27 protein-coding genes are annotated in these 25110 nt (G+C 69.9%); 10 read left to right on the forward strand and 17 right to left on the reverse strand.

Features of this window, described 5'->3' with window-relative positions; translation table 11 throughout:
• Window positions 1–5: 5 nt before the first annotated feature.
• A complete protein-coding gene (locus tag IF64_RS0108615) occupies window positions 6–446 on the forward strand; it encodes a GNAT family N-acetyltransferase (protein WP_030531509.1) in 441 nt (146 codons plus the stop codon).
• A 113-nt stretch (window positions 447–559) separates the two neighbouring features.
• Window positions 560–1243: a metal-dependent transcriptional regulator gene (locus IF64_RS0108620; RefSeq protein WP_030531510.1), complete on the forward strand. Its 684-nt coding sequence runs from the start codon at window positions 560–562 to the stop codon at window positions 1241–1243.
• Here IF64_RS0108620 and IF64_RS0108625 read toward each other — a convergent pair.
• The 5 genes from IF64_RS0108625 to IF64_RS0108645 form a co-directional block, all read right to left on the reverse strand.
• The gene (locus tag IF64_RS0108625) at window positions 1240–1608 is read right to left on the reverse strand and encodes a DoxX family protein (protein WP_030531511.1); all 369 of its coding nucleotides are present in this window, start codon (window positions 1606–1608) and stop codon (window positions 1240–1242) included. The two genes, IF64_RS0108620 and IF64_RS0108625, sit on opposite strands and share 4 nt — an antisense overlap.
• 133 nt (window positions 1609–1741) lie before the next feature.
• A complete protein-coding gene (locus IF64_RS0108630) occupies window positions 1742–2875 on the reverse strand; it encodes a sulfotransferase family protein (protein ID WP_030531512.1) in 1134 nt (377 codons plus the stop codon).
• Between the two features lie 12 nt (window positions 2876–2887).
• Window positions 2888–3664: an SDR family oxidoreductase gene (locus IF64_RS0108635; protein ID WP_030531513.1), complete on the reverse strand. Its 777-nt coding sequence runs from the start codon at window positions 3662–3664 to the stop codon at window positions 2888–2890.
• Entirely contained in the window at window positions 3664–4830 is a 1167-nt protein-coding gene (locus tag IF64_RS0108640; RefSeq protein WP_030531514.1) for a hypothetical protein, read from the reverse strand. The genes IF64_RS0108635 and IF64_RS0108640 overlap by 1 nt, the downstream gene beginning before the upstream one ends.
• A 25-nt stretch (window positions 4831–4855) precedes the next feature.
• On the reverse strand, window positions 4856–5350 hold the full coding sequence (locus IF64_RS0108645; RefSeq protein ID WP_030531515.1) for a nuclear transport factor 2 family protein: 495 nt from the start codon (window positions 5348–5350) through the stop codon (window positions 4856–4858).
• 97 nt (window positions 5351–5447) lie between these two features.
• Between IF64_RS0108645 and IF64_RS0108650 the strand changes: the two genes are divergently transcribed.
• On the forward strand, window positions 5448–6185 hold the full coding sequence (locus tag IF64_RS0108650; protein ID WP_030531516.1) for a 3'(2'),5'-bisphosphate nucleotidase CysQ: 738 nt from the start codon (window positions 5448–5450) through the stop codon (window positions 6183–6185).
• Window positions 6186–6303: 118 nt separating this feature from the next.
• Here IF64_RS0108650 and IF64_RS27085 read toward each other — a convergent pair whose 3' ends face one another.
• Window positions 6304–6471 carry a hypothetical protein gene (locus IF64_RS27085; RefSeq protein ID WP_157575507.1) on the reverse strand — a complete coding sequence of 56 codons (168 nt, stop codon included), beginning with the start codon at window positions 6469–6471 and terminating at the stop codon, window positions 6304–6306.
• 78 nt (window positions 6472–6549) lie between these two features.
• Window positions 6550–8364, reverse strand: a complete 1815-nt coding sequence (gene recQ / locus IF64_RS0108660; RefSeq protein WP_030531517.1) for a DNA helicase RecQ — start codon at window positions 8362–8364, stop codon at window positions 6550–6552.
• Window positions 8365–8691: 327 nt separating this feature from the next.
• Between recQ and IF64_RS27900 the strand changes: the two genes are divergently transcribed.
• A complete protein-coding gene (locus tag IF64_RS27900) occupies window positions 8692–8916 on the forward strand; it encodes a hypothetical protein (protein WP_051757585.1) in 225 nt (74 codons plus the stop codon).
• A gap of 158 nt (window positions 8917–9074) precedes the next feature.
• Here IF64_RS27900 and IF64_RS0108670 read toward each other — a convergent pair whose 3' ends face one another.
• Window positions 9075–9935 (reverse strand): Vgb family protein, encoded by an 861-nt coding sequence (locus IF64_RS0108670; RefSeq protein WP_030531518.1) that lies wholly within the window; start codon window positions 9933–9935, stop codon window positions 9075–9077.
• 156 nt (window positions 9936–10091) lie between these two features.
• On the opposite strand from IF64_RS0108670, the gene IF64_RS25975 reads away from it, so the two are divergent.
• The gene (locus IF64_RS25975) at window positions 10092–11003 is read left to right on the forward strand and encodes a lipase family alpha/beta hydrolase (protein WP_051757586.1); all 912 of its coding nucleotides are present in this window, start codon (window positions 10092–10094) and stop codon (window positions 11001–11003) included.
• Here IF64_RS25975 and IF64_RS0108680 read toward each other — a convergent pair.
• Together IF64_RS0108680 and IF64_RS0108685 are read right to left on the reverse strand one after the other, a co-directional pair.
• Window positions 11000–11755, reverse strand: coding sequence for a hypothetical protein (locus IF64_RS0108680; RefSeq protein WP_030531520.1), 756 nt, complete (start codon window positions 11753–11755; stop codon window positions 11000–11002). The two genes, IF64_RS25975 and IF64_RS0108680, sit on opposite strands and share 4 nt — an antisense overlap.
• Before the next feature lie 118 nt (window positions 11756–11873).
• Complete coding sequence (locus tag IF64_RS0108685) at window positions 11874–12422, reverse strand: NADPH-dependent FMN reductase (RefSeq protein ID WP_030531521.1); 549 nt, start codon at window positions 12420–12422, stop codon at window positions 11874–11876.
• A 181-nt stretch (window positions 12423–12603) separates the two neighbouring features.
• On the opposite strand from IF64_RS0108685, the gene IF64_RS0108690 reads away from it, so the two are divergent.
• Together IF64_RS0108690 and IF64_RS0108695 are read left to right on the forward strand one after the other, a co-directional pair.
• A complete protein-coding gene (locus IF64_RS0108690; protein WP_030531522.1) occupies window positions 12604–13209 on the forward strand; it encodes a TetR/AcrR family transcriptional regulator in 606 nt (201 codons plus the stop codon).
• Between the two features lie 206 nt (window positions 13210–13415).
• Window positions 13416–15017 (forward strand): alkaline phosphatase D family protein, encoded by a 1602-nt coding sequence (locus tag IF64_RS0108695; RefSeq protein WP_030531523.1) that lies wholly within the window; start codon window positions 13416–13418, stop codon window positions 15015–15017.
• A 105-nt stretch (window positions 15018–15122) separates the two neighbouring features.
• Here IF64_RS0108695 and IF64_RS0108700 read toward each other — a convergent pair whose 3' ends face one another.
• Window positions 15123–15806 carry an ArsR/SmtB family transcription factor gene (locus IF64_RS0108700; RefSeq protein ID WP_051757587.1) on the reverse strand — a complete coding sequence of 228 codons (684 nt, stop codon included), beginning with the start codon at window positions 15804–15806 and terminating at the stop codon, window positions 15123–15125.
• Window positions 15807–16105: 299 nt separating this feature from the next.
• On the opposite strand from IF64_RS0108700, the gene IF64_RS0108705 reads away from it, so the two are divergent.
• Both IF64_RS0108705 and IF64_RS0108710 read left to right on the forward strand, forming a co-directional pair.
• On the forward strand, window positions 16106–16681 hold the full coding sequence (locus IF64_RS0108705; RefSeq protein ID WP_030531525.1) for a CGNR zinc finger domain-containing protein: 576 nt from the start codon (window positions 16106–16108) through the stop codon (window positions 16679–16681).
• A gap of 85 nt (window positions 16682–16766) precedes the next feature.
• The gene (locus IF64_RS0108710) at window positions 16767–17642 is read left to right on the forward strand and encodes an LLM class F420-dependent oxidoreductase (protein WP_030531526.1); all 876 of its coding nucleotides are present in this window, start codon (window positions 16767–16769) and stop codon (window positions 17640–17642) included.
• Window positions 17643–17645: 3 nt separating this feature from the next.
• Here IF64_RS0108710 and IF64_RS25980 read toward each other — a convergent pair whose 3' ends face one another.
• The 5 genes from IF64_RS25980 to IF64_RS0108735 all read right to left on the reverse strand — a co-directional run bounded on the left by IF64_RS25980 (window position 17646) and on the right by IF64_RS0108735 (window position 22828).
• Window positions 17646–18695: a helix-turn-helix domain-containing protein gene (locus IF64_RS25980; RefSeq protein ID WP_145600471.1), complete on the reverse strand. Its 1050-nt coding sequence runs from the start codon at window positions 18693–18695 to the stop codon at window positions 17646–17648.
• An 88-nt stretch (window positions 18696–18783) separates the two neighbouring features.
• Window positions 18784–19431, reverse strand: a complete 648-nt coding sequence (locus IF64_RS0108720; RefSeq protein WP_030531528.1) for a response regulator — start codon at window positions 19429–19431, stop codon at window positions 18784–18786.
• Window positions 19416–20522 carry a hypothetical protein gene (locus tag IF64_RS0108725; RefSeq protein ID WP_145600469.1) on the reverse strand — a complete coding sequence of 369 codons (1107 nt, stop codon included), beginning with the start codon at window positions 20520–20522 and terminating at the stop codon, window positions 19416–19418. Before IF64_RS0108725 ends, IF64_RS0108720 begins: the two co-directional genes overlap by 16 nt.
• Window positions 20515–21651 carry a sensor histidine kinase gene (locus IF64_RS25985; protein ID WP_051757593.1) on the reverse strand — a complete coding sequence of 379 codons (1137 nt, stop codon included), beginning with the start codon at window positions 21649–21651 and terminating at the stop codon, window positions 20515–20517. The genes IF64_RS0108725 and IF64_RS25985 overlap by 8 nt, the downstream gene beginning before the upstream one ends.
• A gap of 70 nt (window positions 21652–21721) precedes the next feature.
• Window positions 21722–22828: an NAD-dependent epimerase/dehydratase family protein gene (locus IF64_RS0108735; protein ID WP_036876090.1), complete on the reverse strand. Its 1107-nt coding sequence runs from the start codon at window positions 22826–22828 to the stop codon at window positions 21722–21724.
• Between the two features lie 234 nt (window positions 22829–23062).
• On the opposite strand from IF64_RS0108735, the gene IF64_RS0108740 reads away from it, so the two are divergent.
• The gene (locus tag IF64_RS0108740; RefSeq protein WP_030531532.1) at window positions 23063–23944 is read left to right on the forward strand and encodes a manganese catalase; all 882 of its coding nucleotides are present in this window, start codon (window positions 23063–23065) and stop codon (window positions 23942–23944) included.
• Between the two features lie 120 nt (window positions 23945–24064).
• Here IF64_RS0108740 and IF64_RS0108745 read toward each other — a convergent pair whose 3' ends face one another.
• Entirely contained in the window at window positions 24065–25087 is a 1023-nt protein-coding gene (locus IF64_RS0108745; RefSeq protein ID WP_051757595.1) for an iron-containing redox enzyme family protein, read from the reverse strand.
• Between the last annotated feature and the right edge of the window lie 23 nt (window positions 25088–25110).

A 25110-nucleotide genomic window follows, 5' to 3' on the forward strand; every position in this document is an offset into this window, starting at 1 on the left:
ATGTCATGCCGGTACGCGATGCAACGGTCGACGACGTCGAGGACATCTGCCTGCTCATCGAGGAACACGCCCGCTACGAGGGCAAGGACGATCTCGAGCTCGACCGCGGGGACATGGCCCAGTACCTGTTCGGCCCCGAGCCCAAGGCCTGGGTGGTGATCGCCGAGGTCGACGGGGTCACCGCGGGCATGGCCCTGTGCACCTGGACGTTCCCGAGCTGGGACGCCAGGCCCGGGGTGTTTCTCGACGACCTGTTCGTCAAGCCCGAGTTCCGCAGGCACGGTCTCGGCAGGGAGCTGATGGCAGAGCTCGGCAAGCGCACCAGCGGCCGCGTCGAATGGGACATGCAGGAGGGCAACGACAAGGCCGAGGCCTTCTACGCCTCGCTCGGCGGCAGGCCCGTCGAAGGCTGGATCAAGTACCGGTGGTGGCCCGAGGGTCGGTGAGCCCCGGACCGACGCGCGGGCCGGCCCTGCGTGCGGGGCCGGGTCCGCTGGGTGGGACGGGTGGCCGGAGGCGAATGGTCCTCGACCTGAGGATGCGCCGTATCTTGGTATGCATGGGTGACGATTCGAGTCGGCATTCGTCCTCGATCGAGGACTACATGCGCGCGATCTACGGCCTCGTCGAGCGCGGCGAGCCGGTGACGAACGCGTCCCTGGCCGGTCGGCTCGAGGTGAGCCCGTCGTCGGCGTCCGGCATGGTGACCAAGCTCGCGCAGCAGGGCCTCGTCGAGCACGTGCCGTACCGCGGTATCGACCTCACGTCCGACGGGATGCAGCTGGCCAGGTCGGTGCTGCGCAGGCACCGGCTCATCGAGACCTACCTGGTCTCCGAGCTCGGCTACACCTGGGACGAGGTCCACGAGGAGGCCGACCGTCTCGAACACGTGCTCTCGGACCGACTGGTGGAGCGCATCGCGGGCAAGCTCGGCAACCCCGTGCGCGATCCGCACGGTGACCCGATCCCCGGCGCCGACGGAAGCATCGAGGAGGAGCCGACCCGGCTGCTCGACGAGCTGCCCGCGGGCGCGGTCGGCCAGATCGCGCGGGTGTGGGACACCGATCCCGAACTGTTGCGGTTCCTCGCGGAGCGGTCGATCACCATCGGCGACCGGGTCGAGGTGCTGGAACGGCAGCCCTTCGGCGGTCCCGTCGTGGTGAAGATCGGGCCGCCCGCCGAGGCGGCGACCCATGCGCTGGGCACGACGATCGCCCAGGCCCTGTCGGTGACGGTCCACTAGCTTCCCCCGAAGTGGAAGGCCGAGGCCACGGCCAACGCCAGGAAGAGCACCGGGAACGCGATGTTGTGCAGTACGCGCATCTGGACGTGTACCGCGGTCGCGACCACGAAGAAGCCGATCAGTCCGAGGGATGCGAGCAGGCCGATGGGCGGTGCTCCGGCCAGGCCGACGATCAGCCCCACGACACCGGCACCCTCGACGGCCGCGAGGTGCGGCAACCACTTCCGGTCGATACCCACGGCGGCGCAGTTCTGCTGGACGAACCGCGCCCGCAGCAGCTTGGCGATCACCTCGACCGCGTTCGCGACGATGCAGACGATCGTCGCCACGAGCAGGCCGACGTCGAACGCGGCGGACAAGCCCATCGTGTTCCTCCCGGGGTGTGGTGCACTGGATCTGCCGTGCACGGTCGACTATCACCCCTCTTGACGTCACACCCGGGTGAAAGGTGACGCCGCTGGTGGAACTCGCCGAGCGCCGGAGCGTCCGGCAGCGCCGTCACCGCGCGGCGAGAGCGCCGAACCGCCTGCGCACGTCGGCCGTGGTGAGGCCGAAGTCGGCCAGCGAGTAGCGGTGCGACGGTTTCGCGGCTCCGGTCGTGGTGTCGGTGTGGAGCGCACGCATCGCCCCGCGCGCCTCGTCGGACAGCGGCAGCCCGAAGTGCCGGTAGGCGTCCTCGACGACGGCCAGCGGATCGGTGACGAAGTCGTCGTACCGCACGTCGAAGAAGCGTGCCTGATCGTGCCGCGAACGTTCGGTGGTGAACCGTTCGAGCGCGCGGGCCCACAGCTCGAGCTGGTCCCTGCCGATCGTCTCGCCGGTGAACGTCTCGGACCAGCCCGCGCTCGCCTGCGCGTTGAGGCTGCACACCGAGGCGATGGCGGTCTCCGGCTCACGATGGGTCTGGATCACCAGCGCGTCCGGGTACACGCGCAGCAACGCGTCGAGTGCCACGAGGTGGCTCGGGTTCTTCAGCACCCAGCGTCTGCCGGTGTCGGCCAGTCCGATGAGTTGCAGGTTCGCCCGGTGTCGCCGATACGCACCGGTCCAGTCCTGTTCGGACAGCCACTGCGAGTAGGACGGCACGTGTGCCAGACATTCGTACGACACCGAGCGCATCGACTGGCGCAACAGCTGCCAGCATTCCTCGACCTGATCGGCGGACATCGCGTGCACGCCCAGGAACTCCGGGTTGTCCACGTGGTACTGCTCGTAACCCGCCTGGATGCGCTGGAAGACCGGGTCGTCGGCCCACGTCGAACGCGGCGGACGCGGCTGCGGCACCTCGGTCAGCCAGACCTCGAGGCCCTGGTTCGCGGGATCGGCGGTCAGCAACCGGTGCAGTGCCGTCGTGCCGGTGCGGGGCAGCCCGGTGACGAAGATCGGCCGCTCGACGGGGACGTCGGCGTGTTCGGGGTGCCGCTTCCACGCCGCCTCGCTCAGCAGTCGTGCCATGAGTGCGCCGCGGAGGAACGCCCGTTTCACCTTGCGCCCCACCGCGGTCAGCGACGCCTCGCGGTCGTAGGCGTCGAGCAGCACGGCGAGTCCGTCGGTGTAGTCGTCGGTGCCGAAGTCGTCGAGCCCGGTGATGCGGCTCGCGGACTCGTGCAGCTCGTCGATGGTCGCGACCATGACAGCGCCTCCTCAGTGGTGGAACTCGCCCGCGTTGACGTCGAGACACTGACCGGTGATCGCGCGTGCCAGTGGCGACGCGAGGAACACCGCCGCATCGGCGATCTCCTCGGGTTCGGGAAGCCTGCGCAGGTCGGTGGCGGCGGCTGTCTCGTCGTAGATCTGCTGCGGGTCGACGCCGCGTTCACCTGCGAGGTGGGCGAAATAGGCGCGCAGCAGATCGGCCCAGATGTACCCGGGGGCCACCGAGTTGACGCGGACGCCCGAAGGGCCGAGCTCGCTCGCCAGGCTCTGCGACACCGACAACAGTGCGGATTTGGCCATCTTGTACGGACCGTAGAGGCTGCGCGCATGCCGCAGCACCGCGGAGTTGATCATCACCACGGCGCCGGAGCGCTCGGCGAGGCGCGGGGCGCACAGCCGGGTCAGGCGCAGTGCCGCGATCACGTTCACGTCCAGTGCGCGGCCGAGCGCGGAGACGTCGACGTCGCACAGATCCGCCATCGGCGGCATCGAGAAGGCGTTGTTCACCAACGCGTCGATCCTGCCGAACTCGTCCACAGCGGACTGGACGGCACCGGTGCAGGCGTCGTCGTCGGTGATGTCGGCCGCCGCGACGAGTGCACGCCTGCCGAGTGCGCGCACCTGCTCGGCGACCGCCTCCAGTCGCTGCTTGTCGCGCGCGAGGAGCACGACGTCGGCTCCGGCGTGTGCGCTCTGCACCGCGATCGCCCTGCCGAGCCCGGGGCCGACCCCCGAGACCAGCACGACCTTGCCGCTCAGGATCATCAGCCGAGCATCCTCGTCGCGAACTCGGTCTGCCTCCGCGCGATTCGCTCCGACCACTCGTCCGCGGTCACGCGAGCGCTGTCGTGGAAGGGAAGCCGAGCGGGCAGTTCGTCCACATCGACCACCTCGACGTCCGGTCCGTCGGCCGAGGTGAGGTCACGGTCGAGTCGCTGCCAGCGGATCTGGACGTAACCGCGCTCGTGTCCCAGCCGTTCCAGCCAGTTGGCGACGCCGGGGTCGCGCTCGCTGACGACGAACCGGATCCTGCCGTCGGGGTCCACGCGGGCCTGGTCGGCGGTCAGGCTCGTCTGGTGGTTGACGTAGTCCAGCGAGACGTACCACATGCTGCCCAGCTGGATGCCCTGGTACGGCGCTTCGGACCGGGGGACGGTGACGATCAACGCCTGGTCGTCGGAGAGCTCGTAGTGGCCTGCCGAGGAGAACTGGGTGGCGAGTCCGCCGGGCGTGCGCCGGGGCTCGGTCATCGTGTTCACGGGCAGGTTCAGGTAGAACCACTCGGGGAAGGCCAGGAAGGTCCGGAGCCTGCCGAGCAGCAGTTTTCCTGCCACCCCGTACCGCTTGGCGACCGTGTCGCGATCCAGTGGGGCAGGGGCCGTACCGAGGGTGTCGGCGCGGTGGATCCGCAACGTGCCGCGCTGCTCGCGCCAGTCGCCGTAGACCTCGCGCACGACGAGCATGGCCGCGTTCTCGGGGAGCACGACGTAACCGCGGCCGGCCTTGGCGGCGTCGGGGCCGAATCGGACCTCGAACGAGCCGTCGGCGGCGACGTCGAGCGCTCGATCGTCGAAGGCCGTGAGGCTGTCGGGCACCTCGACCGGCGTGTAGTCACCGGCCAGGACCTGGAAGCTCAGGTCACGCGTGGTGCCGCGGGTGCCGGTGACGACGTACTCGGCGTCGGGCCGGATGTAGGCGTGGAAGTACAGCGCGTCCGGGTTGTCGAGGCCCATCTTGGTGTAGGGCCCCGTCGACTGGACGAAGAACGGATGATCCCGCTGGTAGGCGCGCGCCAGGTGCAGACACGCCTGAATACTCCCGGCGAGGTAGTCGTACCCCTCGACGAGGTCGGCCTCGCCGCGCACGTGCGGCGCATCGGTGATGATCTTCTCGGCTTCGGCGATGGCATCGGCGAACGGCTGGGTGATCACCGCCACACTGTAGAACGTGTTCTACCTACTGGTCAATGTGTGTCCCGGAGGGATCGGCCCAGCGATTCGCCGTGAGTGTCAGGCTGGGCACGTCCTCGGTGGACACGCTCATCTCGTACAGCCGCAGGTATCCGGTGTGGCAGATTCGCCAGGTGCCGTCCGCGTCGCGCCGGTAGCGATCCCGGTAGAACGCGGACCCCTTGATGATCGTCGAGTACTCGGGTGCGATGACCGTGTCCTCGAACGACCACGTTCCGGTGGCCGCGTCGCCGTCGATGTCGATCTCGGGCTGACCGGCGGAGTGTGTCGTGATGATGGTGCCGCCGAGGTGGGTGCGGAGGAAGTCCAGGATCTCCGTGCGGCCGGTGAAGCTGAGCGAGGTGCCGAGTGCCGGCGTTCCGTACTCGGCGGTCGCGTCGGCGGTGAGCGCGTCGGCCAGTTCGTCCCACAGCTTCAGGTCGACGCAGCGGAGGTAGCGGTACTTGGCGCGCTTGACGTGTTCGAGTGCGACGAGGTCCATGGGGGCAGCTTCGCCTCTCGGCCCTTGTCCTGGCAAGAACATGTTCTCGGGTGGACCCCGTTGGCGGCTACCGGACCGGGCTTGCTTTGCTGGAACGATGACGACAGACGCACGATTCGCCGCGCAGCTCGCGGAGGCCGCGGGAAAACTGCTGCTCGAGGTGCGCGAGACGGGCGCCGACCTGGACCCGAAGGAGCTCGGCAAACGCGGTGACCAGCGGTCCAACGCGCTGCTGCTCGAGCGGTTGGCAGCCGAGCGCCCCGGCGATGCTGTGCTGTCGGAGGAATCCGCCGACGACGGCGCCCGGCTCGAGGCCGACCGCGTGTGGATCATCGACCCGTTGGACGGTACGCGCGAGTTCTCCAAGCCCGGCCGCACCGACTGGGCGGTGCACGTCGCGCTGTGGCAACGCGGTCGCGGCATCACCGACGCCGCGGTGGCGCAGCCGGAGTTGGATCTCGTGTACGCGACCGACGAGGCCCGCCTCGCCGACCGTGCGGGTGCGGGCAAGCTGCTGGTCAGTGAGAGCAGGCCGCCGTCGTTCGCCGCGGGCGTCGCCGCCGACGTGGGAGGCGTGTTGACCCCCATGGGTTCGGCGGGTGCGAAGGCCATGGCCGTGCTGCGTGGCGAGGCGGACGCCTATCTGCATGCGGGTGGCCAGTGGGAGTGGGATTCGGCGGCGCCCGCCGGCGTCGTCGAGGCGGCAGGCCTGCATGCGTCGCGTGTGGACGGTTCCCCGCTCGAGTACAACGCGGCCCACCCGTATCTGCCGGATCTGGTCATCTGCCGGCCCGAGCTGGCCGACGAGATCCTGGAGTCGATCGCCAGGCACTAGAACGGCGGCGGTGGCCCGTCCGGATCAGGCGTGTTGCGGCTTCGGGGGCCCGTGTTGCGGCCACCGGGGCCCGTGTTGCGGATTCCGGGGGCTCGCACTCAGCGGGCGGCGGCCCGGTTCAGTGTGCGTCCTTCGCGCCGATGATCTCGAGCGCGGCACGTTCCAGGGCGTAGTCGGGGTCGGCGGCCGCGCCCTTGACCTTCGCCACCTTAAACGCCAACACAACGCCGCCTGCTGCCAACACGGCGACGCGAAGTGCCAACACGGCGACGCGAAGCGCTAACACGCGCGCGCAGGATGCCAACACGGCGACGCAGGACGCCAACACGGCGACGCGGCGCCGGCCAACACGGTGTGCGGCCGGCTAGCTCAGGGCTCCCAGCTGCTCGAGGATCTGCTCGCCGTACTTGCCGAGCTTGTTCTCCCCGACGCCGTTGACGCTGCCCAGTTCGTCCATTGTGGACGGTCGGTCCATCGCGATCTGGCGCAGCGTCGCGTCGTGGAAGATGACATAGGCCGGTACGCCCTGTTCCTTGGCCTCGGTGGCACGCCAGGCGCGGAGGCGTTCGAACAACGGCTTGGCCTCGTCGGACAGATCCGCGTCGCGCGCGGTGGCCTTGCTCTTCTCGCGTGTCGTCGCTCGTTTCGGCTCGGTGCGCAGGCGCACCGTTCGCCCCTGGTACAGCACCTCGTCGCTGGCGGGCGTGGTGACCAGCGTGCCGTACTCGCCTTCCGCGGTGAGCAGTCCGCTCGCCAGCAACTGGCGGATCACGCCGCGCCACTCGGCGTCACCGAGGTCCGCGCCGACGCCGAACACGCTCAGCTCGTCGTGCCGGTGCTGGGTGACCTTCGGCGTCGTCTTGCCCCGCAGGATGTCGATGATCTGGCCCGCGCCGAACTTCTGGTTCCGTTCCCGCTTCAATCGCACCACAGTGGACAGCAGCTTCTGGGCGGCGACCGTGCCGTCCCACGACTCCGGCGGCGTCAGGCACGTGTCGCAGTTGCCGCAGGGCGTCGAGTCCTGGCCGAAGTAGGCCAGCAGCTGGACGCGCCGGCATTCGACGGTTTCGCACAGCGCCAGCATCGCGTCGAGATGGGTGGCCAGCTTGCGCCGGTGTGCCTGATCGCCCTCGGAGGAGTCGATCATCTTGCGTTGCTGCATGACGTCCTGCAGCCCGTAGGCCAGCCACGCCGTCGACGGCAGTCCGTCGCGGCCTGCTCGCCCGGTCTCCTGGTAGTAGCCCTCGACGGACTTGGGCAGGTCCAGATGCGCAACGAACCGGACGTCGGGTTTGTCGATGCCCATGCCGAACGCGATCGTGGCGACCACGACGAGGCCGTCCTCCCGGAGGAAACGGGCCTGGTGGCGTTCGCGGGTCGCCGCGTCGAGACCCGCGTGGTACGGCACCGCGTCGATCCCGTTGCGGACCAGGAATTCCGCGGTCTCCTCGACCGACTTGCGGGACAGGCAGTACACGATGCCCGCGTCGCCCCGGTGCTCGTCGCGAAGCAGTTGCAGCAGCTGTTTGCGCGGTTCGTTCTTCGGTGCGATGCGGTACTGGATGTTCGGCCGGTCGAAACTGGCGACGTGGTGCAGCGCGCCGTCCAGGCCCAGCCGCGACGAGATCTCCGCGTGCGTGGCCTTCGTCGCCGTCGCGGTGAGCGCGATGCGCGGGACGTCGGGCCAGCGTTCGTGCAGCTCGGACAGCGCGAGGTAGTCGGGCCGGAAGTCGTGGCCCCACTGGGACACGCAGTGTGCCTCGTCGATCGCGAACAGCGCGACCGAACCGCGGTCCAGCAGGTGTCGCGTGGAGTCCAGGTTGAGGCGTTCCGGGGCGAGGTAGAGCAGATCGAGCTCGCCGCCGAGGAACTCGGCCTCGGTGAGTCTGCGTTCGTCGGGGTCCTGGGTCGAGTTCAGGAAGCCCGCCCTCACCCCGAGTGCACGCAGGGCGTCGACCTGATCCTGCATGAGCGCGATGAGCGGGGAGATCACCACACCTGTTCCCGGACGCGCGAGCGCGGGGATCTGGTAGCACAGCGACTTGCCGCCACCGGTCGGCATCAGCACGAGTGCGTCGCCGCCCGCGGTGACGTGGTCGACGATCTTTTGCTGTCCGGGGCGGAACTCTGCGTAGCCGAACACGCGGTTCAGCACGTCGAGCGGGTCGCGGGAGGTCACCCGCGCGATCCTACGGAATCGTCCCGACAGGGCCCGACGACCCGACGTGGTCCTGATGCGTTCCCTTGAGGTGGTCTGCCGTTCCGATGTCGGTGGCAGCTATATCGCGTGCTCGGCAGATGATCCGCGAACTCACGCTTCCAGGTCAGCGACGCGTTCACTTCGCCAAGGAAAGCGACGCTCGTCGCAAACAGGTGCTTGACGTGGTCGACCTGGTGGCGCCGGAGGTCGTGATCTACGACAGCTCTCTCTGTGCGCGACGCCGGCAGCGTGAGGCGTGCCTGGAACACGTGGTCCGGGACTTGGCGAAGTACGGGTGCGAGCCTGTTGGTGATCGAATCCGACGAGTCGGTCGTGGCGCTTGACCGGAAGCTGCTGTTCCGATATGTGCGGCAGCTCGACTGCGACACGCTGGAGTATCGGCACTTGCGGGCGCGTGAGGAGCCACTGCTCGCCGTTCCGGATGCGCTGGCCTGGTGTTGGCACCGAGGCGGGCACTGGAGGAAGAGGGTGGCGTCGCTGGTGTCGGACGTGCAGCGGATCACCGAATAACGCGGCTCCGGCCATGGAAACGCGAAACCCGGCCCACCCACCGTCCGGAAGGCTGCCGGGTTCACTTCCCGAGCCTAGTGGCTCGCGCACCACGAATACTACGCAAGCAGGGCTCGATCGTCCAGCTGCCGCCGTTCCTCCGACGACCCGACGTGGGCTCACCCGAGCCGTACGAGTGCCCCGGTCTGCATGGCCGTCCACACCGCGCCGTCGGCGCCGATCGTGATCCCGTGCGGTTCGCCGCCGGGCAGCTCGTGGTGGGTGAACCGGCCGTCGCCGTCGACGTGCCCGAGGCGGCAGGCGGCCCATTCGGTGAACCAGCAGCCGCCTGCCGGGTCGGCGGCCACCGCGTGCGGGCGGGCATCCCGGTCGGGCAGGACGAACTCGGTGACGGCACCGTCGCCGGTCATCCGCCCCACCGCGCCCGCGCCGATCTCGGCGAACCACAGCTGCCCCGCACCTGCGTCGATGCCCACCGGCGCGGCACCGCCGGTCGGCAGGGGGTGGACGGTGACGTCACCGTCCACCGTCACCCGTGCGACGGCGTCGGCCTGGTTCAGAGGGCACCACAGTGCGCCGTCCGGGCCGGTAGTGACGTATGCGGGCATCGCGCCGGACGTGCCCAGCGGGAACGTGGTCAGGCTGCCGTCGGTGGCGATGCGCATCAGCGCGTCGGCACGCATGGCGGCGAACCACAGCGCTCCGTCCGGGCCGGTCGTGATTCCGTACGGCATGACGTCGCCGACCGGGAATCGCGTGACCGCGCCGTCGACGGTGACCCGTGCGATCGCGTTCGCCTGCCCGAGCGTGCACCAGAGTGCGCCGTCCGGGCCCGTCGTGATGCTCGTCGGCTGCGCGGACGTCTCGCCGACCGAGAACGTGACCTGCTGCCCCGAGGCCGACATCCTGCCCACCGCGCCGGCGCCTGCCATGGTGAACCACACCGCGCCGTCCGGGCCGGTCGTCACGCCGTACGGTCCGGAATCCGGGTCGGGCACGGGGAACTCGGTGATCTCCACGGTGTCGACGTTAGAGAAGGCGGCAACTCGTTTTCTCCTTCGGCGCGCCGTTCATCCAGGAGTGGGGCGATGTTTGCGCTGCGCCGAAAACTCCTGGGATCGTGCTCGGGGCCGGCGCAGGGGTCGGCCGCGATGTCCACGACGGGGGAGTGCCAGATGAGACGGTCGACTCGTACGATCCTCGCCGCCGCGGCGGCGGCCATGCTGCTCGGCGGGCTCGCGCCTGCCGCGCACGCCGCACCCACACCCCAGGACGAGCCCCAGCTGCTGCTGGTCCACGGACACGGCCGGCCCGACGAGGGCACGAACTGCAACGGCACGGGCGGCACCTGGGCGGATGCGCTGAACTACTTCGAGGGTGCGGGCGGTCTCGACCGCGACCGGATGACGACCGTCGCCTATTACGAGGGCAACGCCGCGGGCGGTCCCAACGAGGGCAACTGCGACGTCACGGTGTCCGAGGCGACCGCCGACACCAAGATCCAGGACATCGCGAAGGACCTCGCCAACTACGTCCACGACACCTACACGAGCAAGGGACGCTCGGTGAACATCGCAGCGCACTCGATGGGCGGCCTGGTCACCAGGGTGGCGCTGCTGGGCACGGCGGAGGGCTGGGACGGCTTTCCGTCGTCGATGAAGGTGGACAACGTCGCGACCGCGGGCACGCCGCACCAGGGTGTGGTGGAGGAGCGCGACGACGACACCGCGCAGTGGGACCAGATGGAACCGGGATCGGACTTCCTGAAGGCACTGCACGGCGAGGGACGGGAGCTCGGCGACGAGTGGACCGACGGCACCGACTGGACCGTCATCGGCTCGGACGCCGACGACGTGGTGAGCTACGACTCGGCCATCGACAAGGGCAACGCCACCGACCAGAAGTTCGGCTACGTCGACAACGGCAGCGCCATCGGCCACTCGGGCCTGCGCACGATCTCCGGCCCGCCGCACGACTACAACCTGAACTACTGGAACTCCTCCGGCCAGCACCACACCACGAACGGCTGGGCGCCGTTGAAGACGCTGTTCAAGGCCGCCACCGAGGACGGCGACGGACTGCCCTAGAGACCGCTGGCTCGCAGGTGCGGGGTCTGCGCGGCGAGGGTGTCGAGCTGCGCGCGGACGGCTTCGAATCCGGTGTCCTTGCGCAGGTCGAGTGCGATCGCGGCGGCGCGGTCGGCCGTCTGCGCGAACGACCGCTCCGCCGAGGTGAGCAGATCGGCGATGCGGCGCGGCGTTCCGGCGATCGCGTGGCCGTCCGGAGCGAGCCCGTCCCCGAGCTTGGCCAGGCGCAACGCCTCGCGTAGCTCGTCGTCGAGTGTGCTGCCGACGTCGGTGAGCCAGTTCCTGCCCGGTCCGTCCGGCAGGGTCGTGACGACGGTGTGGAACGACCGCAACGACGCGGCGCAACGTTCGTAGGACTGGGCCCAGCGCCCGCCCGCGAGTAGTCCGTCGTCGGTGTAGGGAGACGCGGGGCGTTGCGCGGCCCTGGCGGTGTCACGTTCGGCCGCGGTCGGCGTACGCAGCCACGATCGCGCGGCGTACTGGACGGCCACGCCGATCAGCCCGAAGACGACGGCACCGAACGGGACGCCGAGGATGAAAGCGCCCATGAAGTTCGCCGCGGGGCCGTTGTCGGTGGCCTCTTCGCTGGGGTTGATGGCCCACACCATGGCCACGACGGTCATCACCACCACGCCGACCACCGCGAGGACCGCCCAGCCCGCGCGTGCGACGGCATGGGTCAGCGGCCCGCCGCGCACGGCCATGCGGGCACGCCAGTCGTCGAAGCGTCCTGCCTGGTGTCTCGTCATCATCCGCCCCCGGTGTCCTGTCCTTGGACTGTAGAACTCCGGCTGCGGTTCCGGCACCGCGACGACGAACGCTCGTGCGGGACACGCGTGTCCTCGGACCCGCGTGTCCCGCCGGTGGTCGTCAGGCGGCGGCGTTCTTCAGCATGTCGAGGACCTTGGTCAGGCGCTCGGTGACCTCGGCGTCGGTGTAGGGGTGCGCCTCGGCGAAGCGGTTCGCCGAGCCCGGGATGTCGAGCGTGACGTCGTCGACCACCGTGCCGCCTGCGATCTTGGCCGACTTGCGCGCCTCGTCGTGGGCCCACACGCCGCCGTACTGACCGAGTGCCGTGCCGACGACCGCCACCGGCTTGCCCAGCATCGCCCCCGCCTGCCACGGGCGGGAGAGCCAGTCGATGGCGTTCTTCAGCACCGCGGGCATGGTGCCGTTGTACTCGGGCGTGACCAGCAGGAACGCGTTGGCGCGTTCCGCGGCGGCGCGCAGCTGGGCAGCGGATTCGGGCAGCGTCTCGTCGGTGTCGATGTCCTCGTTGTAGAACGGCACCTCGCCGAGGCCCTCGAACAGGGTCAGCGTGACGTCCGCGGGCGCGAGCTTGAGTGCGGCTTCCGCGAGCTGCCGGTTGTGCGAACCGGCGCGCAGGCTGCCGACGAGGGTGAGGATCTCAGCGGACATGGTGGGGCCTCCCGACGATGCGTTCCGTACGGAGTCGTACTGACGAGTCGGGATCATGTCATTCGGCGCGCACGCTAAACGGACCAGGGTCCACGTAGAGTGGTCCACGCAACCGTGCGTCGTGGGCCGAGGCGGGGAACGCCTGCGCAGAGCCGTCGACGGGACGTTATCGTCAACGGCTGTGCCCGAGCGACGAGTGCTGCCGCTGACGCCGATCGGCGAGGAACCGCGACTGCGCGCGGACGCCGTTCGCAACCGCGCCAGACTGCTCGCCGCGGCGGCGCGACTGGCCGAGGAACACGGCATCGAGCAGCTGACCATGGACGCCGTCGCCAACGCCGCCGCGGTCGGCAAGGGCACCGTCTTCCGCCGGTTCGGCGACCGCGTCGGACTGCTGCAGGCACTGCTCGATCACGTGGAAGTGCGGTTCCAGTCCGGATTCCTCCAGGGTGATCCGCCGTTGGGTCCGGGGGCTGCCCCGAGGGACCGCCTCGTCGCCTTCGGTGCCGAGGCGCTGCGGCACGACCAGGCCCACCTCGAGCTGTACCTCGCGGCGGAGGGGAAACCGGAACGTCGCTACCTCACGCCGTCGATCCGGGTGCGGCACACGCACCTCACGATGCTGTTGCGTGAGTCGGGCACGTCCGGTGACCCCGAGCTGCTGGGGCACACGTTGCTCGGCTATCTCGACAGCGCACTCGTGCGGCATCTCGTCGCCCAGCGCGGCATGTCGCTCGAGCGACTCGAGTCCGGGTGGGTGGACCTCGTCGACCGCGTCCTGAACTGACGACGGCCGCCGGCCCGCAGTCCGCGCCATCTCGGCCACGGATCCCGCGCCACAGGGCGGGATTCCGACCTCTATGTGTCGTTTGTCCGGTGTGGAGGGCGCCTGCGCCGCAGCGTTCACCCGGTACTTCCGCACGGCCACATTCCGTTCACGGCGCGCTGCTTGCCTGGCCGACGCACCCGACCACCCTGTTCCCAGGAGGTTCGATGTTCCCGCCACACGATGCCAACCCCACGTCCGGATCGGTGTCCCGCCGCGGTTTCCTCGGCGGTCTCGCCGGTGTCGGCGCGGGCGCGGTGCTGCTCGGCGCGTCCGGTTCGGTGTCGCCCGCGCTCGCGGCGCCGTCGCGGAAGCTGTCCGACCCCTTCACCCTCGGTGTCGCATCCGGCGACCCGCTGCCCGACGCCGTCGTGCTGTGGACGCGGCTGGCCCCGAAGCCGCTCGACCACGACGGCGGCATGCCCGGCCGGGTCGTCCCGGTGGAATGGGAGATCGCGCTCGACGAGAAGTTCTCGAAGGTCGTCAAGCGCGGCACCGAGCGGGCGATTCCGGAGGAGGCGCACACGGTGCACGCCGACGTGCGCGGCCTCGAACCGCACCGGGAGTACTACTACCGGTTCCGCGCCGGCGGTGAGCTCTCCCCGGCCGCCCGCACCCGCACCGCGCCCGCCCCGGGAAGCTCGCCGGAGGTGCACTTCGCCTTCGCCTCGTGCTCCAACTGGGAACAGGGCTACTTCACGGCCTACCGGCACATGGCGGCCGAGCGTCCGGACGTGGTCTTCCATCTCGGCGACTACCTGTACGAGTACGCCGCGGGCGAGAACGGCGACGTGCGCACCCACGCGGGCGACGAGATGAACGAGCTCGGCGAGTACCGCCAGCGCCACGCCCAGTACAAGACCGACGCCGACCTGCAGCTCGTGCACGCGGTGTCGCCGTTCATCGTCACGTGGGACGACCACGAGACCGACAACAACTACGCGAACCTGACGCCGGAGAACACCGACCCCGGCCAGGGCAACGGCAGCGAGGAGGAGTTCGCCAAGCGCAGGGCGGCGGCCTACCAGGCGTACTGGGAGCACATGCCGCTGCGCCGGTTCCGCAAGCCGGTCGACACGCACCTGCCGCTGTACCGCCGGTTCACCTACGGTTCCACGGCCACGTTCAGCGTGCTCGACTCGCGTCAGTACCGCGACGACCAGCCGTACGACGACGAGTCGCAGGTGTCCGGTCCGGACCAATGGAAGACGAACATGCTCGGCGACGAGCAGCACGAATGGCTCGAGAAGGGCCTGTCGGAATCGCGGTCGACGTGGAACGTCGTGCCGCAGCAGATCTACTTCGCCAGCATGGACGAGGTCGAGGGTGCGGACCCGGGCGGCTACAACGACGGCTGGGACGGCTACCGCGCCTCGCGTGACCGCATCCTCGGATACGTCGAGGAGAAGGGCATCGACAACGTCGTGGTGCTCACCGGCGACGTGCACAAGCACTGGGTCAACGACCTGCGCCGCGACTTCGAGAAGCCCGAAACCCCCGTGTTGGCAACGGAATTCGTGACGACGTCGATCACGTCGAACGGCGACGGCACGGGCACCAACGACCCGGGCGATGTCATCACCGCCGAGAACCCGCACACGAAGTACCACTGCGACCGCCGTGGTTACGTGTCCTGCCGGGTCGGCAAGGACACCTTCGCCGCCGACTACCAGGTGGTGGACTGGGTCGAGAAGGACGACAAGGCGCCGCTGCGCACCGACGCCTCGTTCGTCGTCGAGTCCGGAAAGCCCGGTGTGCAGAAGCGCTGAACGGTAAGCACGCAAACGCAGGACGGCTCGCCGCCGTGGTCCGGCCTTCCGGTCGGGCCACGGCGGCTGCCGTCGTCCCGGGTAGAGGTCCGTGCCGGGTGGTGGTTACTGCTCCGGCGCGAGTCGGCCGGCGACGACCGCCTCGCCGAGAGCGCTGATGCGGTGCAGCACGGTGTTGCCTTGGCGTTCGCTGACGACCAGGCCGGATTCCCGAAGCGTCGCCGTCTGCTTGCTGGCGCTGCCCACCGAGATGCCGACGCGTTCGGCCAGTCCGCTCGTGGAGTACTGCCTGCGAAGGGCGAGTAGACACGCCGCACGGTTCGGGCCGAGCAGCGACTCGAGCCGCCGCGGGTCGACCTCCACCGTCTGGCCCGTGGCCGGCGTCGCCGACGATTCCGCCGGATACACGAGTGTCGGCGGAAGTTCCGGGTCGATGAAGCTGATCGGATTCGGCCAGCAGAAGTGGCTCGGTACGAACGTGATGCCGCGTCCACCGAGGTGCAGGGTCTTGTCCACCGCGTAGCGCACCCGCAGCACCTCGCCGTCCCAGCCGACAACACCGGGAAGGGACGTCAGTGCCTCGCCGACGCCACCCCAGGCGAGCATGCGCTGTCTGCGGGCGCGCTCGGCCACGACATCCTCCCGCACGTGTGGCCACTGTGGACGGACGAGGAGTTCGTAGGCGCCGTGCAGTGCCGCCGCCAGATCGGCCAGTGCGCGCCGGTCGCCTCTTGCGAGTTCGCGGACCCACGGCGGAGCGGGGCGCCGGGCGAACACTCTCTGTGCCATGTCGCATAGTGCGGCGCCGGAACGCGTTCCTGGACCTGGTGGAGACTCTGCACGAGTTCCCACATGAGGTCGGGTTGGTCGGCGATGCGCACGCGCTGCAGATCCTCGCGCGTGAACACGACGCGTAACGTCATGCCAGTCTACCCCTTGAGTGCGGCATGCACGAGATGACGCCCGGCGCGCCACTCCGATGCGCGGCCGCTGTCTGCCTCCCCCTGCACGGCAGACAGCGGCGGGCGACGGATTCACGTTAGCGTTGCGGCATTAATGGGTCAATGTTTGGATTTACCATTAACCACATGGCCGAGCTGGGACCGCTGGTGGGGGAGCCTCTCGCGCTCGATCTGGTGAACACTCGAGCGCGACTCCCCGGGCAGGACCTCGACTTCTTGTCCGATCTGGCCGGTTTGCGTCGTTGGCTGGACTGCGAACGGGATCGGTTGCCCACGTTGCCGCCCTCGCTGATCGACGCGCCGACGAAGAAGGATCTGGCCGCGGTGCGTGAGCTCAGGGACCACGCGTCCGCGCTCATCGCCCGGGCTCGCGAGGGCAGGCGCCCCGCCGGGGCCGACCTGGCCGCGCTCAACGAGGCGATGCGGGCCGCGCCGGTCCGCCACGAGCTCTCCGCGGACCGGACGCTGCGGTCGGTCAGGGACGGCGGTCCCGGTACGAGGATCGTCGCCGAACTCGCGGAAGCGGTCGCCGGCATGGTGGCCGATCCGGCCGTGACCAGGATCCGCAACTGTGCCGCCGACTTCTGCATCCTGATCTTCCTGCCCTCGCATCCGAATCGGCGCTGGTGCAATCCGGCGGTCTGCGGGAACCGGATGCGGGTGGCCCGGTTCCACGAGCGCAGGAAGGCGGCGCTCGGCTGAGTCGTTCGTGCCAGGTGCGCACGGGGATTTCGGCGTAGGGTGGACCCGGCCGTACACCTCGGATCCGCGACGACAGAGGGCATTCATGGAGCTGGGTTTTCATCTTCCGATCTTCGACATCGACGGCGGTACGGAGGCCATCGCGGGCGAACTCGCCAGGGTGGGTCCGGCAGCCGAGGAAGCCGGGGCCACCTGGCTGTCCTTTATGGACCACTTCTTCCAGATCGAGCCGACCGGACTGCCCGCCGAGGCCAACATGCTCGAGGGATACACCAGTCTCGGTTTCATGGCGGCGAACACGACGACCATCAACCTCGGGCTGCTCGTGACCGGCGTGACCTACCGGCACCCCGGCCTGCTGGCGAAGACCGTCTCGACCCTCGACGTGCTCTCCGGAGGACGCGCGGTGCTCGGGATCGGTGCGGCCTGGTACGAACGCGAACACCACGGCCTCGGCGTGCCGTACCCGCCGGTGGCCGAACGGTTCGAGCGCCTGGAGGAGACCCTCCGGATCTGCAAGCAGATGTGGGACGCCGAGAACAACGGCGCGTTCGAGGGCAAGCACTTCCAGCTCGCCGAGACGCTGTGCATGCCGCAGCCGATCCGCACGCCCCCGGTCCTGATCGGTGGTGGCGGCGAGCGCAAGACGTTGCGGCTCGTCGCGCAGTACGCGGACGCCTGCAACCTGTTCGCCTCCTCGCCGGACGACGTGGCGCACAAGCTCGGCGTGCTGCGCAGGCACTGCGACGACGTCGGCAGGGACTACGACGAGATCCGCAAGACCGTGCTCGCCGGTTCGCCCGAGGCCACGCAGACCGGCCGGGACGAGTTCGTGCGCAGCATGTACCCGTACGTCGAGCTGGGCGTGCACGCGACGTACATCATGCCGCCCGCGGGCAAGCCCGCTCAGTGGATCGACGACATCGCGCCCGTCGTCCCGCAATTGGCCGACCTCGGGTGATCCTCACCCGGTGAGGGTCCGGGGCCGCCGAATCTCCGGGCGCCGGTGCGCTCGGGTGCGCAGCGTGGGGGATTCGGCGGCCCGGCCGGCGAGCAACGCGGCCAGGTAGCCCGTGATGGTTCGGGACGGCTCGTCGCGCAGCCTGGCCACGGCGGTGCGGATCGCGAGTGGCGCACCGTCCAGCGCGGCGATGAGCGCGCTCGTCGCCGCGGGCTCGGCCGCGACGCGTGCCGTGCCGAGTCCTGCGCACAGTGCGTCGCGGGTTGCGGTGTCGGGGACCGGGCCGATCCGCATCTCGGCAGCTCCGTCGCGGACCACCAGGTCGGGCATGCGGTGCCGGCTCGTCACCAGCACCGCGCACGTGCCCCCACCCGGCAGCAGGGGACGCACCTGGTCGGCGTCGGCCGCGTCGTCGAGCACCACGAGCAGCCGGCGTCCCGCCGTCAGCGAGCGGTACATCGCGAGTGCCTCGTCCGGGTCCTCGGGGATCGACCCGGTCCCGACGCCGACCCCACGCAACAGGCGGACGTGCGCGGCCTGCACCGACAGCGGGCCTGCGGTGCTGCCCCGCAGATCGAGATACAGCTGCCCGTCGGGGAACACATCCGCACTCGAATGTCCGAAGTAGACGGCGAGGGCGGTCTTGCCCGCGTCGGGGTCGCCGGTGAGGACGCGGCATCGCAGCTCCGGACCACGCGGCTCGGCGCGGGCCCACTCCGTCAGCGCGGAGAGCTCGGTGTCCCGGCCGAAGAAACCGGACGGGGCGTGTGGCAGCTGTGCAGGCACCACCGTGTCCGGGTGGGCGACCGGCCTTCGCCTGCGGGGAAGGCGCTTGGCCAGGTCCGCGATGGGCGGGGAGATGCCCAGCACGCGGTCGCAGGCGACGGCGAGTTCCACGGACGGGATCTTGGCGCCGTTCTCCACCTTGGACAGATAACCGGGGGAGAAATGCACCGCACGTGCGAGTTGACGCAACGACATGCCCTGCGCCGATCTCGCCTGTCGCAGCGCACTGCCGATGACGTTGTCCATCTCGTCCCCTGCTCTCCCCATGATCCGCAGCACGGAGAGTAGGCGAACATCGGACGAATCGGTGACGTGCGAACAACCCTCACCACTCACGGTGAGCAGCAGGTGACGATCAGAGTTCTCCGAGGTCGACGATGCCGTCCTGCACCGCGCGGGCGAGCAACGCGGCCTTCGTGGGTGCGGGTCTGCCCACGTTGGCGTATTTGAGCCGCACCCGGTCCAGATACGTGCCCACGGTCCGCGGCGTGATGTTCATGCGGTCGGCCACGAGCTGTTTCGACTCCGACTGGAACCACAGTTCGAGCACCTCGCGCTCGCGTTCCGACAGCTGAGGGCGCAGCGGCTCCCGGTTGGCCGCGATGGCGCCGGCGAGCGCGGGCGGCAGGTACGGGCGGTTCTCGGCCGCCGCGACGGTGGCCGCGACGAGGTGCTCGTGGCCCTCGGCCTTGGTCACGAACGCCGCGACACCGAGGTCCAGACACGACATCGCCACGTCCTGGCCGTCGCGCATCGTGTAGACGATCACGCGCCTGCCCGCGTCGACGAGCCGTCGCACGGTGTGCTGGTACGACGAGGCGGTGCCGTCGAGGTTGAGGTCGAGCACCACGACGTCGGCGGTGTCGCCGGGCGGGGACCACGCGACGTCGGGGGTGGTGCCTTCGGCGACGACCTCGATCGCGGGCGTGGCCTGGGCGTACCAGGCGCGGATGCCTGCCGTGATCGCCGGATGGTCGTCGATCACCACTACCGAGATTGCCATGACGTCTCCAACCAGAGTTGTCCGCCGCTCGTCGATTCGACGACCTCGACCTCGCCGGACCCGTCGCGGGGCAGCTGCAGGCCGGGTGCGTCGCAGCGCACGGCGACCCGCACGTGGTCCGGGGCGTGCAGGACGGTCACCTTGGCGTCCCCGTCCGCGGTGACGAGCGCCTCGGAGATCGGTCCCAGCAGGCCCGCTCGCACGTTGTCGGGCAGCGCTGTCGGGGCTCCACGCACGGTGAGATGCACCGAGACGCCGTGCCGTTCCGCGACGTCGATGATCCCTCCGAGTTCGTGGACGAGCCGGTCGCCGCTATCGGCGTGCTCGGCGAACAGCCTGCGCATTCGGGCCGCTTCGACCGCGCACCGTTGCCGGACGACGGGATCACGCGGGTCGAGCTCACCGTCGGCGAGCCCGCGCAGCAGCGGGATGGTCGCCTCGCGCAGGTCGGCGTAGCGGCGTTCGTGGTTGGCGGCCACGGCCGCGGCGGTCTCCTCCTCGATCCGCACCTGTTGTTCCTCGTCGGCGGTGGCCTGAGCCCGGCGCGCGATGCCGGCGAGCAGGTGCGACCCCAGCGCCACCGCGAACTGCAGGCCCAGTACCGATCCGAGGCCGACCCCGAGGTTCGCCAGTCCCGTCGTCGTGGGGTTCTCGGCAACGACCGGCACCGTGTAGAGCACCCCGACGGCGCCGAGCAGCAGGCCCGCCCACCGGGGCGGCAGGCCGAACAGCAGCACCAGTCCGTACCAGCCGATCAGTCCGAGCGACCAGTGCCCGGCACGCAATGCTCCCTCTGGCGGCAGATCGGCCGAGAGCGCACCCGCGCACGCGAGCAGCACGACGCACCCTCCGGCCGCGTACCAACGGGGTATCGACCGGCGCAGGGTGAGCGCGGCGGCCGCGCCGGCCCCCACGATCCCGAGCGCGACGTAGCCGCCGAGTTCGACCGGCGACATCGGGGTGGTGCCGACCAGCAGCGCGGCGTTGCTGCCGAACTGCACGACGAGCGCCACCGCCAGCAGCATCCAGCGAGCCGCGGCGACGAGCCTGCGCCGGACGTACACGGCGCTGCGCATTCCGAGGTCAGTCACGTGACCACGTCCATGTCACGCTGGTGCCCGCACCGATCGCGGAACGCACCTCGGCCCGCAGTCCGGCGTCCGCCGCGCGAGCACGGATCGACGAGGACAGACCCTGCCGGTGTGCGGGCACCGTCGCCGGGTCGAATCCACACCCGCGGTCGACGAGCTCCACCAGCACCGTGCCGTCCTGTTCGCGTGCCGACAGCCGGGGCCGGGTGTCACCGGAGTGGCGTCGCACGTTGGTCAGTCCCTCGCGCGCCCCGTGGAGGATGGCCAACGCCGGGCGGGCGGGCAGCACCAGCCGGTCGGGGGCCACGACGTCGACCTGGAGGCCGTGCTGTCCGCGGAGCGAGCGCAGCAGCGTGGCGAGGTCGACGTCGTGATCGGACGCCGCGGTCTGCGGCGCCAGCAGGTCCAGATCGCGTGCGGCCTGGGCGCGGAGCCAGGGGAACTCGTCGCCGGATTCGGTCGACACCATGAGGAACGTGGTGCTGGCGGTGTCGTGCAGCATCGCCAGGTGGGCGCGGTCGGCGGCGTGCCGTGCCTTGGCCGCCGCGGCCGTCGCCCGCCGCTGCGCGACGTGGTCGATGAGTGCGTCGCACAACCGGGCGGCACGCCGCAGCAACGACATCGCCACCCACGCCAGGACGGTCTGCGCCATCAGGTGCACTGTCTCGGGCATCGGCGCCGAGCCCTCGGCGATGACCGCCGCGGCCAGATACGACGTGATCGCGGCCGCGGCGATACCGACACTCGCGAGTGGCCGGTCCGGCCGTTCGAACCGGCACGCCGCGGCGGTGATCGACACCGCGGCCAGCACCCAGCCGCCTGCGACCTGCTCGTACGGCTGCGTCAGCTCGGCCAGGCCGAGTCCCACGGCCACGAGCACGTCGGCCGCGACGAACGTGCGGGGTGCGCGGTCGCGGTGCCAGGCCTGCACGAGAGGTACCGCGGTGGCCGCGGCGATCAGCGGCACGAGCACCTCACCGGCGTGACCGTGGGTGGCGATCAGGCCGAACGTTCCGCACACGCCGATGATCGCCGCCCGCAGCAGCGAGGCACCGCGGCGGAAGGCCGCCAGCAGATGGCGCTCACACGGACCGGGCTGATGCGCCTGCCCGAGCCCGTCTCCTCGCACGGAAAGAAGCTACCAAGGCGGCGTTTCCCAGGCGTCCTTTCCGCACGGGGCGGAGGTGAGCGTCACGGCGTCACGGGGTGCCGCCCACTCCGGTGGCGAACTCGCGGAGGCGGCCACCGGGGATGCGGGAGCGCAGCCGTGGCGTGTTGCGCCGGTGCTCGTCGGATCCGTCCCGCAGCCCCTCGAAGAACTCCGACAGCGCTTCGGACGCGCTGAACCGTGGTTGCCAGCCGAGTTCGCGCTCGGCGCGGGTGACGTCCATGAGCGGCAGGCGGATCACCGTGTCGAACAGCTCGGGCGAGGCCGGAACCGCGTGCAGGCGCCACGCCGCCGCGACCGCACCCCGTACGACCGACGCGGGAATCCGCACGGTGGAGGCGCCCAGCAGCTCGGCGAGCACGGTCGCATCGACCGGAGGTTGTGCGGCGACGTTGAACGCACCCGACACCGGGTTGTGGAGGGCGAGCCGGAACGCCTCGGCGACGTCGTCGGCGTGCACGGCCTGCACCCGAAGGCCCGGGATGTCGGGGACCACCGGAATCAACTCGGGCCGCACCAGACGTCCCGGCAGCAGCGGCCCCGCGAAGATCCGCCGCTGTTCGGCCGACGCGGCGCGCTGGAAGACGAACGCGGGCCTGATCCGCACCACGCGCAGTTCGGGACGGCGACATTCGAGGTCGTCGAGTACCCGTTCCAGGTAGGCCTTCTCCCGCGGATAGGCCGCCGACGGCCAGCCGTGGGTCGGCCAGGACTCGTCGACCGGTTCGTCCTTCGGCCCCGGCGAATAGGCACCCACCGAGGACGCGTGGACGAGCACCGGCACTTCGCACCGCGCGACCGACTCGAACACCCGCATCGCCCCGAGCACGTTGATGCGCCACGTGGTGGCCGGGTCGCGGGTCGGCTGGAAGGACCACGCCAGATGGACCACGGCGTCGGCCTCGGCGAGCACCGAGTCGAGCTGCGCGTCGTCTGCCGTCGCCAGGTCGAGTGGCACGAGGTCGAACTTCGGCACCGCGTAATCGGTCTCCCTGCGTGCGATACCCGTGATTGACGTGATGTCGGGATCGGCAGCCAGTTTTTCTACGACGCTCGTGCCGAGATTGCCCGTCGCGCCGGTTACGACGACGCGCCTCGGCGGGTTCTTCGCGGGTTGGTTCTTCGCGGGTTGGTTCATTGCGGCGAGCCTTCCGCGTAGACGTCGTGTTCGCGTGGGCGGAGGGTTCCCGATCGAGCGCTCCTCAATCGGTTACCGCAGAAACGGATTACGGCGAACCTCCCGCGGTCACCGCGGTCGTTTCGCGGCGTGCACGGACGGGCATACCGGCGTCACCGGTCCGTCACGAGTGGACAGCACGACCGGACGGCACGAGCGGGCGCAGTCCCCAACATCAGACGAGTGGGCAGAAGTATGTTCTTTCACAAGCAGGAATTGCATTTCCATGCCACACCCGACCAACCGGACGCGGTGTACGCCCGGAAACTGCAGGAGGTGCTCGGCGGGCAGTACGGCGAGATCACGGTGGCGATGCAGTACATGTTCCAGGGGTGGAACATGCACACGCCCGGCAAGTACCGGGATCTCGTCTTCGGCATCGGGTCCGAGGAGTTCGGCCACGTCGAGATGCTCGCGACGATGATTGCCCAGCTGCTGGAGAAGGCTCCCGTCGGCGTGACCGAGGAGGCCGTGCAGTCCGATCCGACGGTTGCGGCCGTGATCGGGGGAACCGACCTGCAACACGCGATCGTCGCCGGCGCCGGCGCACGTCCCGTGGACAGCATGGGCAATCCGTGGCAGGGCACCTACATCACCGCGAGCGGAAACCTGCTCGCCGATTTCACCGCGAACGCGAATGCGGAAATGCAGGGGCGAACCCAGGTGGCCCGGCTTTATCACATGACCGACGACGCGGGAGTGCGGGACATGATCTCGTTCCTTCTCGCCCGCGACACCATGCATCAAAACCAGTGGTTGGCCGCGGCCGCGGAGTTGCGTGACGAGGGCACCGAGAAGCTGCCCGTGCCCAGCAATTTCCCGCAGTCGAAGGAACACACACCGGTCTCGTACCAGTACCAGAACTTCAGCGACGGCCAGCGTGCGTCCGAAGGGTCGTGGGCATCGGGCGCGACTCCGGACGGCAACGGCGAGTTCAGCTATCACGACGGCCCGACGACCAGCGCCGAGATGCCGCCGCCGACGCATCCGGACGCACGGTTCTACGGCACCACCGAACTGCCCAACAGCGTCGAGAAGATGGCGGGCACCGCGCAGGACGCGATGAAGCGCGAGTGAGCGTGCCGTCCCGGTGTCCGTGGGGCGCAGTGGCCGGGCGCCCCACGGACACCGGGCCCCGGAAACTGGGTGACCGTCAGTACTCCACGGGCCAGTACTCCCGGGTGAGTGCTTCCGCGGTCAGTACTCCACGGGCACCAGGGAGGTGCGGCCGTCGCGCCAGGCGCCGAGCAGCCGGTCGGCGAGTCTGCCCTCCAGCAGGCCGGTGGCCTCGATCCCGAAGGCCACATCGGCCGCGAGGTCCGGTTCGTCCCGCAACAGCCCACCGACGACGTCCCTGCGCATGATCTGCTCGTGTACCGCGTCGGCCTCCACGTGCTCGGCGAAGAAGTGCACGCACGGTTCGGGTGCCTCGTGCCGTCGCAGAGCCGTGACCAGCCGCGCCGCGCTCGGAGCCGTGGTGATCTCCGCGGCCGCGAAGTGGCCGACGAGCGCTCCGCGCAGCCGCCGGTGCAGGCCGAACATCGACATCAGGTTGACGATCGCGAGCTGCTCCGCGGCGGCGACGTCGAGATAGTGCAGGTACTCCGACGACAGGCCCGCCGCGTCGAGCAGGTCGGCGAACAGGCGGGAGTGCACCCGGTCGCCGTGGCCACCGCCGTACTCGTCGAACTCGACCGCCACGAACGCGGCCTTCGCGTGGCCACGGAGCCTCGGCACCGCCCAGACGTGCGGATCGGCCTCCTTGAGGTGGTAGATCGAGCGGTGCACGAAGTACTCACGCAGCTGCTCCCACGTTCCCTCCCTGGACAGGTGGTGGGAAACACCGTCGCCCGGGACCTCCTCGACGAGCAGCTCCTCCAGCAACCCGTAGACGTCGTCGGTGCCGGACGTCGCCTCGCGTAGTGCGTCCAGGAAGACCGCTTCGAGCTCGGCGCGGAAGGCCAGCAACTCCGGATTCCACTCCCAGTCGGGCGAGACTCCGCGGAACCCCCGGTAGTGCAGCTCGTAGCACGTGTGCAGCGCCATGGCGAGATCGTCGCCGAACGGGTCGGCCTTCCGGGCCGACCCGGACGCCAGCGCGCGCGTGCCCGCGCCCGACAGCGTGTCGACGACGGCGGCCGACAGCGGGCCACGCGGACGCGGCAGGGTCGCGGACAGGGCGTCGGGCTCGGTGGCGGGCTCGGTGGCGGTCGGCTGCATACGGCTCCCGTTCGTCGGCTGCA

This window comes from Prauserella rugosa, assembly GCF_000719975.1.
Taxonomy (GTDB): Bacteria; Actinomycetota; Actinomycetes; order Mycobacteriales; family Pseudonocardiaceae; genus Prauserella; species Prauserella rugosa.

Coding starts and splice junctions, on each gene's coding strand:
- IF64_RS0108615 (WP_030531509.1), top strand. CDS start 6: ATGCCGGTACGCGATGCAACGGTCGACGACGTCGAGGACATCTGCCTG.
- IF64_RS0108620 (WP_030531510.1), top strand. CDS start 560: ATGGGTGACGATTCGAGTCGGCATTCGTCCTCGATCGAGGACTACATG.
- IF64_RS0108625 (WP_030531511.1), bottom strand. CDS start 1,608: ATGGGCTTGTCCGCCGCGTTCGACGTCGGCCTGCTCGTGGCGACGATC.
- IF64_RS0108630 (WP_030531512.1), bottom strand. CDS start 2,875: ATGGTCGCGACCATCGACGAGCTGCACGAGTCCGCGAGCCGCATCACC.
- IF64_RS0108635 (WP_030531513.1), bottom strand. CDS start 3,664: ATGATCCTGAGCGGCAAGGTCGTGCTGGTCTCGGGGGTCGGCCCCGGG.
- IF64_RS0108645 (WP_030531515.1), bottom strand. CDS start 5,350: ATGGACCTCGTCGCACTCGAACACGTCAAGCGCGCCAAGTACCGCTAC.
- IF64_RS0108650 (WP_030531516.1), top strand. CDS start 5,448: ATGACGACAGACGCACGATTCGCCGCGCAGCTCGCGGAGGCCGCGGGA.
- IF64_RS25975 (WP_051757586.1), top strand. CDS start 10,092: ATGAGACGGTCGACTCGTACGATCCTCGCCGCCGCGGCGGCGGCCATG.
- IF64_RS0108680 (WP_030531520.1), bottom strand. CDS start 11,755: ATGATGACGAGACACCAGGCAGGACGCTTCGACGACTGGCGTGCCCGC.
- IF64_RS0108685 (WP_030531521.1), bottom strand. CDS start 12,422: ATGTCCGCTGAGATCCTCACCCTCGTCGGCAGCCTGCGCGCCGGTTCG.
- IF64_RS0108695 (WP_030531523.1), top strand. CDS start 13,416: ATGTTCCCGCCACACGATGCCAACCCCACGTCCGGATCGGTGTCCCGC.
- IF64_RS0108700 (WP_051757587.1), bottom strand. CDS start 15,806: ATGGCACAGAGAGTGTTCGCCCGGCGCCCCGCTCCGCCGTGGGTCCGC.
- IF64_RS0108705 (WP_030531525.1), top strand. CDS start 16,106: ATGGCCGAGCTGGGACCGCTGGTGGGGGAGCCTCTCGCGCTCGATCTG.
- IF64_RS0108710 (WP_030531526.1), top strand. CDS start 16,767: ATGGAGCTGGGTTTTCATCTTCCGATCTTCGACATCGACGGCGGTACG.
- IF64_RS25980 (WP_145600471.1), bottom strand. CDS start 18,695: ATGGGGAGAGCAGGGGACGAGATGGACAACGTCATCGGCAGTGCGCTG.
- IF64_RS0108720 (WP_030531528.1), bottom strand. CDS start 19,431: ATGGCAATCTCGGTAGTGGTGATCGACGACCATCCGGCGATCACGGCA.
- IF64_RS0108735 (WP_036876090.1), bottom strand. CDS start 22,828: ATGAACCAACCCGCGAAGAACCAACCCGCGAAGAACCCGCCGAGGCGC.
- IF64_RS0108740 (WP_030531532.1), top strand. CDS start 23,063: ATGTTCTTTCACAAGCAGGAATTGCATTTCCATGCCACACCCGACCAA.
- IF64_RS0108745 (WP_051757595.1), bottom strand. CDS start 25,087: ATGCAGCCGACCGCCACCGAGCCCGCCACCGAGCCCGACGCCCTGTCC.